This is a genomic window from Gilliamella sp. wkB112 (assembly GCF_001690685.1).
Taxonomy (GTDB): Bacteria; Pseudomonadota; Gammaproteobacteria; order Enterobacterales; family Orbaceae; genus Gilliamella; species Gilliamella apicola_J.
Genome location: NZ_LZGL01000003.1, coordinates 85,744 through 100,057, shown reverse-complemented (window position 1 = coordinate 100,057; position 14,314 = coordinate 85,744). Strand labels below are relative to the sequence as shown.

The 14,314-nt window shown below is 36.6% G+C and carries 11 protein-coding genes, 1 tRNA gene and 2 pseudogenes; 6 read left to right on the top strand and 8 right to left on the bottom strand.

Going from position 1 to position 14,314, the window contains the following annotated elements; translation table 11 throughout:
- Nucleotides 1-34: 34 nt before the first annotated feature.
- From A9G12_RS00610 to A9G12_RS00590, 5 genes and pseudogenes are all read right to left on the bottom strand, one after another.
- Nucleotides 35-773, bottom strand: a pseudogene (locus tag A9G12_RS00610) (phosphorothioated DNA-binding restriction endonuclease).
- 113 nt (nt 774-886) lie between these two features.
- Nucleotides 887-1,564, bottom strand: a complete 678-nt coding sequence (locus A9G12_RS00605) for an antirestriction protein ArdA (protein ID WP_065563948.1) — start codon at nt 1,562-1,564, stop codon at nt 887-889.
- Nucleotides 1,565-1,633: 69 nt separating this feature from the next.
- Nucleotides 1,634-2,470: pseudogene (locus A9G12_RS00600) on the bottom strand (tyrosine-type recombinase/integrase); the annotation flags it as partial.
- A gap of 433 nt (nt 2,471-2,903) precedes the next feature.
- Nucleotides 2,904-3,212: a hypothetical protein gene (locus A9G12_RS00595; RefSeq protein ID WP_065563947.1), complete on the bottom strand. Its 309-nt coding sequence runs from the start codon at nt 3,210-3,212 to the stop codon at nt 2,904-2,906.
- A gap of 39 nt (nt 3,213-3,251) precedes the next feature.
- Nucleotides 3,252-3,327, bottom strand: a tRNA-Phe gene (locus A9G12_RS00590).
- Between the two features lie 157 nt (nt 3,328-3,484).
- Here A9G12_RS00590 and A9G12_RS00585 point away from each other — a divergent pair.
- The 5 genes from A9G12_RS00585 to A9G12_RS00565 all read left to right on the top strand — a co-directional run bounded on the left by A9G12_RS00585 (nt 3,485) and on the right by A9G12_RS00565 (nt 10,254).
- Nucleotides 3,485-3,922: an FxsA family protein gene (locus A9G12_RS00585; RefSeq protein ID WP_065563946.1), complete on the top strand. Its 438-nt coding sequence runs from the start codon at nt 3,485-3,487 to the stop codon at nt 3,920-3,922.
- 145 nt (nt 3,923-4,067) lie between these two features.
- Nucleotides 4,068-4,361: a co-chaperone GroES gene (locus A9G12_RS00580; RefSeq protein WP_034915350.1), complete on the top strand. Its 294-nt coding sequence runs from the start codon at nt 4,068-4,070 to the stop codon at nt 4,359-4,361.
- A 44-nt stretch (nt 4,362-4,405) separates the two neighbouring features.
- Nucleotides 4,406-6,052: a chaperonin GroEL gene (gene groL / locus A9G12_RS00575; RefSeq protein WP_065563945.1), complete on the top strand. Its 1,647-nt coding sequence runs from the start codon at nt 4,406-4,408 to the stop codon at nt 6,050-6,052.
- Between the two features lie 426 nt (nt 6,053-6,478).
- Entirely contained in the window at nt 6,479-8,110 is a 1,632-nt protein-coding gene (locus A9G12_RS00570; RefSeq protein ID WP_065563944.1) for a hypothetical protein, read from the top strand.
- Nucleotides 8,111-8,124: 14 nt separating this feature from the next.
- A complete protein-coding gene (locus A9G12_RS00565; RefSeq protein ID WP_065563943.1) occupies nt 8,125-10,254 on the top strand; it encodes an AAA family ATPase in 2,130 nt (709 codons plus the stop codon).
- A 61-nt stretch (nt 10,255-10,315) separates the two neighbouring features.
- Here the strand turns inward: A9G12_RS00565 and A9G12_RS00560 are convergent, their stop codons facing one another.
- Together A9G12_RS00560 and A9G12_RS00555 are read right to left on the bottom strand one after the other, a co-directional pair.
- Complete coding sequence (locus tag A9G12_RS00560) at nt 10,316-10,930, bottom strand: tetratricopeptide repeat protein (protein WP_065563942.1); 615 nt, start codon at nt 10,928-10,930, stop codon at nt 10,316-10,318.
- Between the two features lie 26 nt (nt 10,931-10,956).
- Nucleotides 10,957-12,117, bottom strand: coding sequence for a bifunctional tRNA (adenosine(37)-C2)-methyltransferase TrmG/ribosomal RNA large subunit methyltransferase RlmN (locus tag A9G12_RS00555; RefSeq protein WP_065564035.1), 1,161 nt, complete (start codon nt 12,115-12,117; stop codon nt 10,957-10,959).
- Nucleotides 12,118-12,274: 157 nt separating this feature from the next.
- Between A9G12_RS00555 and A9G12_RS00550 the strand changes: the two genes are divergently transcribed.
- Nucleotides 12,275-13,000 (top strand): M15 family metallopeptidase, encoded by a 726-nt coding sequence (locus A9G12_RS00550; protein WP_065563941.1) that lies wholly within the window; start codon nt 12,275-12,277, stop codon nt 12,998-13,000.
- Here A9G12_RS00550 and A9G12_RS00545 read toward each other — a convergent pair.
- Entirely contained in the window at nt 12,997-14,301 is a 1,305-nt protein-coding gene (locus tag A9G12_RS00545; protein WP_065563940.1) for an ATP-binding protein, read from the bottom strand. The genes A9G12_RS00550 and A9G12_RS00545 overlap by 4 nt on opposite strands.
- Between the last annotated feature and the right edge of the window lie 13 nt (nt 14,302-14,314).

Sequence of the window (14,314 nt, the reverse complement as noted above, 5' to 3'; positions counted from 1 at the left end):
AATACTACTATATTTTATTTAGTTAACAAATTTTTTATTGCCTAAACACTTCCTGTAAATGCCATTCAATAAACCGATCATGCACATAATCTTCTTTTACGCGGGGTAGTAGTATGTTTTTACCTTCAAAAACCCAGAACAATTTTTCAACCATTTGATGACCATTAACGCCACTTGATATTTTGATTTTGAAACTACTATCAAGCTCAATCGACCCCATATCAAAAGCCGAATGATGTAGTGAACAAAGTGCTAAACCATTATTGACAATGCAAGGTCCACCATGTTGTTTCCATTTAACGTGAGCGGCTTCAAGGCCGATTGCAATTGAGTCATGTCTTAAATCAAAACCACAAATGGCACATTGGTAGTTATAAGCACGCAAAACCAATTGTCTAAATTTAAGATCACGCTGGCGATTAAATTCTGTTAGATCAAAATCAAGCTGCTTACTTGTAGGTTCTTTGCTTGGCTTTTCAAGATTAATACAATTTTCAGTATTGATTAATTGCCAAAAACCATCGCTTTTTAAACGCCAGAAAGGCATATTAGGATAATAATGAGTACGTTGCGGCCCACGACCCAAAACGTGTTAGTAAATCAAGCAGTGGTGCTTCAATTTCAGCTCCATAATTAAATAACCGTTTATGACCTTACTTATATTGTGATAAGACATAAAACAATAATAACGGTTTATGAGGAGCACACTGATCGCCCTTCTTCCAAATGGCGATATCGCTGATTTTCTGCTTTAATTGCTTAATATCCATCATTACGAAATACAGAAAGTGAAACATGTAATAAAAATTACACACAACTAATTAAAAAAATTAATAATTAATACCCCCCTAAAAAGCGAATCTAAACTTTTATTAGAGGGAATTTATTAATTCTCTAAGTAATTTAAGTTTGACAAAACACAATACTTCTCAGGAACATATTTCCCATCATAATCTTCAGTAAAGCTCTCACCAGTATGATAAACATAGCCACTAGAATAGAATGTACCTCCCTGTTCAAGCGCAATATCATGTCCATACTTTTCATAATCAAAGTAGTTAGCTAAATTGCCCAGCTCCTTCAAGTTGTAACCACCGCTTTCTTCAATCCAGTAGTAGCCTAAATCATATTCATCGTTCACATTCCACAAGCACTGAAAACAATCTAAGTTGTCAACTAAGTTAATAAGATCGGCAACCGATTGAACATGCCCTCCAATATCAATAATCGCTTCATAGATTTCAATATCATTATTACTTAGCTCTTCAAGTTTGGAAGCTAAATAGTTAAGCTCATTAAGATTACTGTATTCCGAAATATAATCCGATACACCATTAACCAATGATTCATAATCAGTTAAAAAGAACTCTTCATATTGAATACCATCAATACCAATACGCTCAAGACATTGAGTAACATGTTCAGACGTTGTTGGCAAAGCAAGCCATTCACCGACTAGCTCTCCTTCATTATATTTACCTAAATTGGTGATAAAAACTGAAATCGTACTCGAACCCACCACAGTAGATTCCAGACATGACGATGCATGAGGTAATGTTCGCATAAACACTCCTTAAATTTTAGATATAAAATGATTGGTTGCTGAAAAGCAAATTAAATAGTGAGGTGTTTTTTAAGCAGTCTTAAACTCATAAGGCATGACAAATTCGGTTCGGATTGAATCTATGTAATTAGCCCACCACTGAACCATTTTCTTACGCTCTTCAATATGTTGTGCTTTATGAATATAAGCTGCTCTTACCCCATTACGTTCTTGATGACTCATTTGACGCTCAACAGCATCTCGTGACCATAGATTCGATTCAACTAATGCACTACAAGCCATAGTTCTAAAACCATGTCCACAAAGTTCTGTTTTAGTATCATAGCCAATTGAACGTAATGCTTTATTAATGGTATTTTCACTCATGGGTTTTCTCGGTGAATGATCGCCAATAAATACCAGTTCATACATTCCACTAATCTCATAAATTTGTTTTAAAATCTCAATGGCTTGATCACTTAATGGAACCAAATGAGGGGTTTTCATTTTTGAACCACGGTGAGAATGCGGTACACCATCAATCACTTCTCTTTCTGCTGGAATAGTCCAAACCTTTTTATCGAAATCGATTTCAGACCAACGAGCAAAACGCAATTCACTAGAACGAATAAAGATAAATAAGGTAAGTTTAATTGCTAACTTGGTTAACTCTCGTCCTTTAAAGTTATCAATACGCTCTAATAGTTCAGGTAACTGTTCTAATTCAAGTGCGGGACGATGATTCACCTTAACCTTACTCACTACACCTTTCAAGTCCTGAGCTGGATTATAAGAGATATAACCATTTTGTACTGCATAACGCATAATAGCGGATGTGCGTTGTTGTAATCGGCTTGCAACTTCACTATGCCCATCTTCTTCCACCGCTTTAATTGGAACAATTAACTGACGAGTAGTTAATGCTGAAAATAGAGTAAGCTCCAATCTTAGTCGGACAAATGACACCATTCCACATAATGCATTGCAATCGCTTGATTAGATTTATACCCTAAATCCACTCGAACTGGCAGTAGTTTCGATTGTTGCATAAACAAGTTATCAATATAGCTATGAGTATTGACACCCATTGAGCTCAAAAAATAGTCAAAGTTATGCTTTCATAACATGTCGATGCATGTAATTTTTTACCTATTTCAAATACAATTAAGCAGATGGTATTATGCAATAACCACATAGTAATGCACTGCATATTTACATCTAACTGAAAATATGCTAAAAATAAAGCACATTTCACGCTTTATTTTTAGTTCCAGCAATTTACTACATTTAGCCACTGCTATATCAGATAAATTCTATTTATTTTCGTGATGGTAACTCATATTTTTCATCTGATTTTTGGTTAAATTTTTCCTAGTGCAGAAGACAAAATTAGTCTTATATGTATTAATCTAATATATACAAAAAACATATAACCGTTAGATAAAACTTCCATTTTGAAGTAATAAAATCCATAACATAAATTAATATAATTATCACATAAGCGATTAGCCACATACATTGCCAATAAAGGCTTTAAATCCAATTTACGGATACACGCCATTATCGAACCAAATGTATCCGATTTTGCACTTGATTTGGGTTGATTTTGGTTGATGTCAGTTGACAAAGAAAACTCATTGCAAGGCTTATCTGCAAAGGATTTAGACATAAAAAAACCTGCTTGAAGCAGGTCTTAGAATTTGGTGATTGGTGCCCGGACGCGGAATCGAACCACGGACACGGGGATTTTCAATCCCCTGCTCTACCGACTGAGCTATCCGGGCAACAATGGATGCACATTAAACACGATTAGTGCTTATCCGTCAATCCTTTTTATAAGATATTTTAAAAAATAGCTTCCGTTTGCTTGAAAAATAACTAATCATCTTCATATCATGAATTATACCCTATTTATTTTAGTTTTATGAAGGGAATGGTTATATGCGATTTATAGTGTTTTTTATCTTTTTTATTTATGTCTATTGCGAAATTACGGTTTTTATTATGGTAGCAAATTCAATCGGTGTGTTACTGGCTTTAATTTGCATTATTGCAACCTCTGTTATTGGTTTTTCACTGGTCAAAACTCAAGGGTTACGCAACCTGAGTATTATGCAACAAAAGATAGCTAATGAGCAAAATCCCCAAAATGAAATTATCAAAAGTGTGGCTTTACTTTTTGCTGGATTGTTATTACTTATTCCTGGTTTTGTGACCGATATTTTAGGCGCCATTTTATTAATTCCATTGGTGCAGCAACATGTGGTTAAATCCATTGTAAGTAGGTTGCCAATTAAATCGAGTTTTACATCATCAACCAATTACTATCAATCCGAAGATATTATTGAAGGTGAATTTAAACGTAAAGATGATGAATAATTAACCAATTAGAATTTTTTTTAATTTTATTCTCTTGAAGATTATAAATTAATCCCCATTTAAGTGAAACTACAATCATAGAATCGTAATTTTATGATTTATTGTTAATAATTATCTAATTAAAATTAGTGCTAGGAGATAACTAATGAAAATTCGTCCATTGCATGATCGTGTGATCATCAAACGTAAAGAAGTGGAATCAAAATCAGCTGGTGGCATTGTATTAACTGGTTCAGCAGCAGGTAAATCAACACGCGGTGAAGTTTTAGCTGTTGGTAATGGTCGTATTTTGGAAAATGGTCAAGTACAACCGTTAGACGTTAAAGTTGGTGATATCGTAATTTTCAATGAAGGGTATGGCGTTAAAACAGAAAAAATTGATAACGAAGAAGTGCTTATCTTATCTGAAAGCGATATTTTAGCCATTGTTCAAGCATAACGGTAACGATTTAAACTTATATACAGAATTTAGGAGAAACAAAAATGGCAGCTAAAGATGTTAAATTTGGTAACGACGCTCGAGTTAAAATGCTCAAAGGCGTTAATGTACTTGCTGATGCAGTTAAAGTGACTTTAGGTCCAAAAGGACGTAACGTAGTATTAGATAAATCATTTGGTGCACCAACTATTACTAAAGATGGTGTTTCAGTTGCTCGTGAAATTGAATTAGAAGATAAATTCGAAAACATGGGTGCACAAATGGTGAAAGAAGTTGCTTCAAAAGCTAATGATGCCGCTGGTGATGGTACCACTACCGCAACAGTACTTGCTCAGTCAATTGTGAATGAAGGTTTGAAAGCTGTTGCTGCGGGTATGAATCCAATGGATTTAAAACGTGGTATTGATAAAGCGGTTGTGGCTGCAGTTGAAGAGCTTAAAAAATTATCTTCTCCTTGTGCCGATTCTAAAGCCATTGCCCAAGTAGGTACAATTTCAGCTAACTCTGATGAAACAGTTGGTTCTTTAATTGCCCAAGCAATGGAAAAAGTAGGTAAAGAAGGCGTTATCACTGTTGAAGATGGTACTGGTCTAGAAGACGAACTTGATGTTGTAGAAGGTATGCAGTTCGATCGTGGTTATTTATCTCCGTATTTCATCAACAAACCAGAAACTGCAACTGTTGAATTAGATAGCCCATATATTTTATTAGCCGATAAAAAAATCTCTAATATCCGTGAATTATTACCAGTATTAGAAGCTGTAGCTAAAGCAGGTAAATCACTATTAATCATCGCTGAAGATGTTGAAGGTGAAGCACTAGCAACTTTAGTTGTTAACACTATGCGTGGTATTGTTAAAGTTGCTGCGGTTAAAGCACCAGGCTTTGGTGATCGCCGTAAAGCAATGTTACAAGATATCGCTATTTTAACTTCAGGCACTGTAATTTCAGAAGAAATTGGTTTAGAACTTGAAAAAACCACTCTTGAAGATTTAGGTCAAGCAAAACGTGTAGTTATCAACAAAGACAATACTACTATCATTGATGGTGTTGGTGAAGAATCACTTATCGCTGCACGTGTTGAACAAATTCGCAAACAAATCGAAGAATCAACATCTGACTACGATAAAGAAAAACTTCAAGAACGTGTAGCTAAACTAGCTGGTGGCGTTGCTGTAATTAAAGTGGGTGCGGCTACTGAAGTTGAAATGAAAGAGAAAAAAGCTCGCGTAGAAGATGCGCTACATGCAACTCGTGCTGCAGTTGAAGAAGGCGTGGTAGCTGGTGGTGGTGTTGCACTTGTTCGTGCTGCTTCAGCAATTACTGACCTTAAAGGTGCTAACGAAGATCAAAACGTAGGTATCAAAGTTGCTCTACGTGCAATGGAAGCGCCATTACGTCAAATCGTAACTAACTGTGGTGAAGAAGCATCAGTTGTAGTTAACGCGGTAAAAGGTGGTAAAGGTAACTATGGTTACAATGCCTCAACTGAAGAGTATGGCGATATGATTGCAATGGGTATCTTAGATCCAACTAAAGTAACTCGTAGCGCATTACAATATGCAGCATCAGTTGCTGGACTAATGATCACTACTGAATGTATGGTTACTGATTTACCTAAAGACGAAAAAGCTGATTTAGGTGCTGCTGGTGGTATGGGTGGCATGGGTGGTATGGGCGGAATGATGTAATTCTCCTGTTAACAGACCCATAATCATACTAAAAACCACTCATATTTATGGGTGGTTTTTTTATATCTAAAATTCAAGCTTGTTTGCTAATCTCACTATCTTTTGGTTTAAAACTTGATTTAAACGGCATAGACTCCGCAATGCTTTTTACAAAATTATTTTTTACTTTACTGCTAAAAAGCTATCAATTTTATGTTTCTCTTAAATTAAAATCATTGGCGTTTACTTCAGAATATTTGTAATGGTTTTTACTTGTCAAAATAATAGGTTAAATAGATAATAATAGGCATAAAGATAAGTTTATCTTTCTACATCTTTAATACTAAATTAATTATTCCAGCTTGAGCTTTATGATTTGATAACAAATTCAAAGTAAGCAGACAGTAAGTGAATATAAAAACTATATGGATAAAAAGGAAAAAGACAATGAGTGTATCTTCAAGTAAAAAACTCGCCAGCACTGAACAAAACGATTATTCAACCAGACAACGGCAAAAAACCGCTAAAGTCGAAAATCCTCTCGAAAATATCAAAGACAATTCTTTTTTTAAAGTTATTTTTTCAGATAGCCTATCACTGGAACAGAAAGTAGAAGAAGTCACTCGCATTTTAGAATTCACTGATAATAAAGAAGTTGATCGAGCCAAAATACAAGAATTTGATACTTTTAAAGAATATCTACAATCAATTTCTGAAGAAATGTCGAAACAACGTATTGAAATGACAGACACCGAAGTATTTGCTGAATTACAACGAGTCTATGCTGATTTTAATAATGACCTTAATAGCTTTATTGAAAAAATCAAACCACTTACCGAAATTACTGATGCTTTATATAACTTGCGCCAGAATGGCGAAACTCGTAATGCCTTAGCCAAAATCAAAGCCGATCAAGAGTGGGATGCTGAAAAAGAAGCTGAAATACAACAAATGCAAAACGATAGCGCTGATATTGAAAAGCAAATCGTACAGTTACAAACCGAGAATGAAGCATTACAGAAAGATAAAAGCTTCTTTGGACTTGGACAAATAAAAGCGGCATCTAAAGCTAAAATTGCGGCTAATGAAGAAAAAATAGTACAGTTAAAACAAAATGTTCAAAGCAATTATAATAAAATTGGCGATATTCAAATCGAAATGCAACAACACCAACAACAACGTGCTGAATCCATGGATGTTGAAAAGCTAAAAGAGTTGCTTAACTTAACTTCGGAACAACATACCTTGCGTCAAGCAGATATGGTGGAATCGGCACTGAAATTTGTTAATCAAGGTAAAGAACGCTTTGGTGCTATTCGTGGTCATTTGGAAAAAATGGTTAAGCAAATTGAAGGCTTAAGTGACAATAATGGCAATATGATACAAATCTATGCCATCATGAACGAAGCAACTAAAAAAGTTGAAACCGTTCACCGTGAACGCAGACAAGAGCTTGAAAATAAAGATGCTGGTGATAATTTATTAGAATCAATGAAACTTGATGAAGCTCGACGTAATTTGGATGAACATATTGATACTGTTTCCACAGCAACAGTTGATACCATGCAAACTTATGGTGAATTAACCACCGAAGCCATTAAAATTCGCAATATGCAAGCGGCAACCAAAAAACAAGTTGAAAGTGCCAGAGCCATGCATTCACGAGGGATTGCCTCGGTTGCTTCCCAACTTAGCGTGGTAGTGACTGCTGTAAACTCAGCGGCAATTAATGAAGCCCAATCAATGGCTGGTAATACTTTAGCTGAAATGGCGCGTGTGACTAATGACATCGCTAAAAATGAAGCTATCCGCATTGCCACTGGTCGCGATGATATTAATAATGATTTGGAAGCCATGTTACAAAACTTAGCCGAATTTGGTGATACTCAACGTGAAGCTACTGAGATCACACGTTCTGCATTAGAAACCATGCGTGCTAATTTGGATGAAATTGAAAAAATGGCTAAAGATGTTCAGGATGATACCCGTGACTTTATTGCTGTAACCAGCGATGTGTTAGCGGAAAAAAATGAACCGCAAAAAGAGAGTTCTAATACTACGTCACCCTTTAAACTATAATTAAGGAAGCCATAATGTACTTAATTAGAGGGCGTGAATATTTAGCGCAATACCCTAATTTTAATTTAGTGGGTAGAGAACATGATTTAGAAAGAATCTCGTCTATTCTGATTCGCAAATCATCAAATTCACTGTTATTAACAGGACCAGCAGGAGTAGGCGTTTCGGCGCTTGCTCTTGGTTTACAAGCATCGAAAAACAGCCCGGATACACCATTCGATTTAATTGTAAAAAAATTATTTTGGTTAAATTGTGATGCGTTGTTTTCGAGCGGTGACAGCAATAAAATTAATAATGAATTTCAAGGTATTTTAAAAAAATTACTGCAAACCCCGGAATCAGTTCTTATTATTACTGATACCGCCAATTTTTTAGAAGCGGCACATAACACTGGTAATGCGCACTTTATTAATGCACTAAATAACGCGGATAAATCTAATAATTTCCAAGTTATCTTAGAAGTCCGTGATGACAAGCTGAGTAGTGTATTAAAAGCCAGCACCAATATGCCGGAACTGTACACCCTTTATGATGTCAAAGAACCTACCGGCAGTGATTTGCAAGCTATCGTTACTGTGGTAACCCAAGAACTTTCTGAACACCATAAAATTGCAGTAGATGACGAAGCCATTGAAGAAGCGATACGCCTAACCAGTAAATATCGAGATAGTTTAGGCTTAGGTGGTGCGCAACCGCAACGAGCGATTTCGTTACTTGATCGCGCTTTGGCCAGTTATCGTCAACTTACCCATAAACAGCACCCTAAAATTGCTGAGTTAATGGAAAAAATCGCCAAAAGCAGTAATGAAACTGAACGCCAAGAACTACAACAACAATTAGATCAATGGCAGCAGGATTGGCAAGAATTAAAGTCCGAAATTAATAAAACCTATCAATACCAACGTGATGCTGAAACTTTGCGTTTTAAATTACAAGATGAAATCGCCCAGCTACAAGAAGATGAAGATAGCAATAAAAATTCAGAGTCCGCTGCCATAAAAACCTTTGCACAGTTAACTGCGGCTGGATTTGATTCCCCTGCAGTCACCAAATTGAAAGACAAGATCCGTCAGATTGACACAGAGATAGCACAAAATAACGAACAACACCAAAAATTGGTTATGTTAGCTAATAAAGGGCTGAAATTAAATCGACAAGAAGTGATCACCGAATTTAGTAAAATTTCCGGCATATCAGCATCTAAATTAGATGAAAATGAAGTTGAAAATCTAATTAACTTAGAAGCCAACTTGTTATCACGTATTTTTGGTCAGGACGGTATTGTTAAACATGTCGCTAATTCGGTTAAAGTTGCTAAGGTTGATGCCCTTGAAGAATCCGGTCCGGCAATGTCTTATCTATTTTTAGGGCCATCGGGTGTTGGTAAAACTGAAATGGCAAAAGCGTTAGCGCAATATGTCTATGGTGATGAAAAATCATTAGTGCGTTTTGATATGTCAGAATACATGGAAAAACATGCGGTAGCTAAATTAATTGGCGCCCCTCCTGGTTATGAAGGCTTTGAAGCTGGCGGCATTTTAACTAATTCAGTAAGAACCAAACCGGTTGGCATCTACCTGTTTGATGAGATCGAAAAAGCGCATCCGGATGTGTTTAATATCTTTTTGCAGATTCTATCCGATGGGCGTTTAACTGATAACGTTGGTCGTACTGTCGATTTTTCGGATATTATGATTATTATGACCTCAAATATCGGGCAAGCATATTATTTAGATCTGGAACTGTCTGATGAAGCTGCCTGTGAATTAGCCACTAATGAACTGAATAATACCTATCGTTCAGAACTACTCAATCGTTTTAATGGTCGGGAAAATATTCTTCACTTCAAACGACTACCGATGGAAGTTATTGAGCAGATTATTCGGCGTGAAATTGTCAAACTAAATCAAGCTTATCAACCACGTGGTTATACCATCGAAATTGAAGATTCTTGTATTAGTGCATTTTGCCATGAACATTACGATATCATCCGTGGTGCCAGAGGATTACCGGGTTATATTAAAACCAATATTAGGCCATTTATCGTCAATCATATTTTACAAAATCCACACGATCAAGGTACTTTCACCGCAGTTTATAATCAGCAAACACATAGCTTTGATATGACTTTTGAGAAGAACTAACAGCTAACCGACTTATTATAATAAGTCGGTTATTGTTTATTGATATTCGATTAGATAAAGACTACTGTTTTACTATTGCTAACAAATAGTTAGCCACTTTCATATCACCATTTTGTTGATGTATGGCTGCGGTTTTGGCAACATTTTCACGGCGGTTGGCGTCATATTGGAACAGCTGTTTGAACATTGAATTAGCAGTTTTTTGGTCACCATTTTGAATCGCACAATAACCATATTGCTCAAAGGTATCAGCCTTCCAACGGTGACGATCTAGATCAAGGCTTTGTTGAAATTGCTGTTTGGCTTCGGCATAGCGATCACGCCCACATAAAAACGAGCCATAATGAACATGATATAAGCCATTGCCCGGTTGCATTAAGGTTATACGTTGATAGATCATTTCGGCTTCGTTATATTCACCCACATGCTGATCAAACATGGCCATAGCCAACATAATTTGCGGGTTATTAGGTGAATACTGCGCGGCTAATTTAAGATTATAATGTGCAGCTTTGACATTGTCTTGCGACTCGTCAGCTTTGGCTAAATAAGCTAGTCCTAAACGCATTCTTGCCAAGGCCGCGGTTTCCGGATCGAATTCATTTTGGTTTTTCATCTGGCAACCAGAGATAACCATCATGCTTAAACAGCTTAAAGCAACTAAGTATTTTTTCATCCATTTATCCTTTTTGAAGTTTATCTTTAAGCTGTTTGCCGAGCCAGATTTTGCTTTTTATATAATGTGCGTTTGGTGCGGTCCACCACCTCACCAGCCAATTGACCACAAGCAGCATCAATATCATCTCCACGAGTTTTACGCACAATCACGGTAAAGCCATAGCCCATTAAGGTTTTCATAAAGCGATCAATACGGGTATTTGAACATCTTGAATAAGGTGCGCCTGGAAATGGATTCCAAGGAATTAAGTTAATTTTACTTGGTACATTTTTTAGGAATGCAGCCAATTCATGTGCATGCTCAACACCGTCATTCACTTGATTAAGTAACACATATTCAATGGTCACTTTACCATGATTCGCATTTGAATAAGAAAGATAACGTAAAATAGAGTCACGCAAGGTAGCCATATTATATTTTTGATTGATTGGCATAATTTCACTACGAATAGCATCATTGGGGGCATGCAGCGAAATAGCTAGCGCCACATCAATCATTCCGGCAAGTTTATCTAACGCTGGCACAACGCCTGAAGTCGAGAGCGTTACTCGCCTTTTAGACAAACCATAACCAAAATCATCTAACATAATTTCCATAGCCGGCGCCACATTGGCTAAATTAAGCAAAGGTTCACCCATGCCCATCATGACCACATTGGTGATTGGTCTATCGGCTAATTTACCTGTCACACCAATGGCATTTGAGGCTCGCCATACTTGGCCAATAATTTCAGAAACGGTTAAATTACGGTTAAATCCTTGTTGGGCAGTCGAGCAGAATTTACATTCTAGCGCACAGCCCACTTGCGACGACACGCACAAAGTTGCCCGATCTCGCTCAGGAATATACACCGACTCAATCAATTGGTTATTGCCGACATCTAATGCCCATTTAATGGTGCCATCGGATGAGCGTTGTTCTACAGCAATCGCTGGCGCTTTAATTTCGGCTAAAGTTTTTAACTGTTCGCGGAGTTTTTTATTGATATCGGTCATTTGATCAAAGTCATCAATGCCAAAATGGTAGATCCATTTCATGACTTGATCGGCTCTAAATGGTTTTTCGCCCAGAGAAACAAAAAATTCTCTTAGTTGTGGCCGGGTAAAATTGAGTAAATTTAATTTCTCGCTATTAGGATTAGTCGGGTTACAATTCCCATTTTGGGTCGCGTCTACACAATTAATAGACGAGTTGGATACTGATGGTGTTAACATAAGGCCTCGTTTTTACACATTATGGCTATTTTAATTTTTCGGAAAAGGATTATACTGTTTTTCACCTTATCTGGCTAATAGAATATTAGTGATGTTTAACAATACAAAAAAATCAATAAGATTGAAAATGGTTTTCAATCTTACGCAAACTTTAATTTTACTTTTATGTTCGACATTTGCTATGGCACAATCAATCCCTTTAAATAAACTCACCGGTCAATTTGACGAAAAGAAAGATGATAATTTTATTGCCTTGGATACCACTGAGTTGCCGGTAAATAAAAAAGGCATGTACCTGCAAAAACAACCAACACAACAATTGATTAAGGCTTATCGGGACTTTAAAAAAGCTCACCCGAATATCCCGTTTATTGTGGTAAGCGCAACCCGTAATTACCAGTACCAAAATGGCATATGGCAACGTAAATGGGATGCTTTAACCGCTAAAATTAATGATCCGCAAAAAATCGCCGAAGAAATTTTAAAATTTTCATCAATGCCTGGCACATCACGTCATCACTGGGGTACTGATATTGATATTACTAGTGTTTCGTCCGAGTATTTTCATAATGATAGCAAAGGCATAATCCTCTATAAATGGTTACAGGAAAATCTACCCAAATATGGATTTTGCCGACCATTCAATGAAGGGCGTAAAGGTGGCTATCTACCGGAAGAATGGCACTGGTCATATAAACCTATCTCCAGCCAGTATATTGCCCAATATAAAGCGCTATTAAAAACCGATCCTAACACCATCATGCAAACATTGAATTTTGTTGGTCATGATAAAATTAAGTTAGAAAAACTGATTAAAGAATACGTATTAATGGTTAATACTGATTGTTATTAAAGATTGCGCCAATACGGCAGGCGAATAGTAACAATCAAGCCGCCACCGTCACGATTTGAGGCTTGAATAGTACCGTTATGCATAATAACTGTCTTTCTGGCTATAGCTAAACCTAAGCCATAGCCTTTACCCAATTGCGGTGATTGTATACGTACAAATGGCTCGAAAATGCTGGATAATTTACTGGCATCAACACCCGGACCACGATCTTTGACTTCAATTTGTAAATACTTACCAATCTCTTTTAACGACACATCAACGGCTTGCCCAGCTTTAGAAAAGCGAATGGCATTACGAATTATATTTTCGATTGCCCGGCGAATTTGCTCCGAATTACCTTTAATTATGGAATGATTAATCGTTGCCGAGATGAAGTTTACATCAATTAATTGATGATTAGCCTCATAATTAGCATCATTAATCACGACACTAACAAGATCTTTTAAATCAAAATATTCATCGGTACGATTATTCATTTCAGCACGCGAATAATTAAGGATCTCACCAATAAGTTGATCTAAGCGTTCTGATTCGAGTTCGATTCTGGCTAATGAAGTATCAATATTTTGTTTATTTTGCTGCGCCAAGCCAATAGCTAATTGCAACCGCGCTAAAGGTGTGCGCAGTTCATGCGAGACATCATGCAATAACACTTGCCGATCTGAGATTAAGATATTGAGCTGTTCAACCATCATATCGAAGTCTTTGCCAAGTTCACTAAGTTCATCACGGCGGCGTTTTAACTTATTAAATAAACGCACTGAAAGATCGCCTTGCGATACTTGGTAGAAACCTTTCCTAAGTAATTTCATTGGTCTGGTTAAGTTCCAAGCCAAAAATAGACTGAATATAAGTCCTACACAGATCCCCATTAAAATAATCGGCATCGGCATATTAAATAGGTTTTTTTTGCTCCTATCGTCCCTGTCATCTTTATCATCTTTAAAGGAAACTGTATATAAAGTACCATCCGGAGCCACCGTGGTACGTTGATAGGCATAGGTTGGGGTTTCTAATTCGTCAGTAATGATATTGACTTGATCATTCTGTGGGGAAACCAGTTTTATCGAGAGTAAAACTTGTTCGCGCTCAGGCAGGTGAGCAATAAAATTAAGGGTTTCATCCTCACCGGCTACATGTAATAACTGAGCAATCATATCGACTTTAGTCGGCATATGATTAAGGAATCGTTGATTTTTATTATCTACATAAACAGAAAAAGCGATCCAAGTTAATTGAAAGGTAAGGTAAAAAATCACCCAGAATATAATGAGTATTTTCCAAAATAATCGACGATTCATGCCAAACCTATGT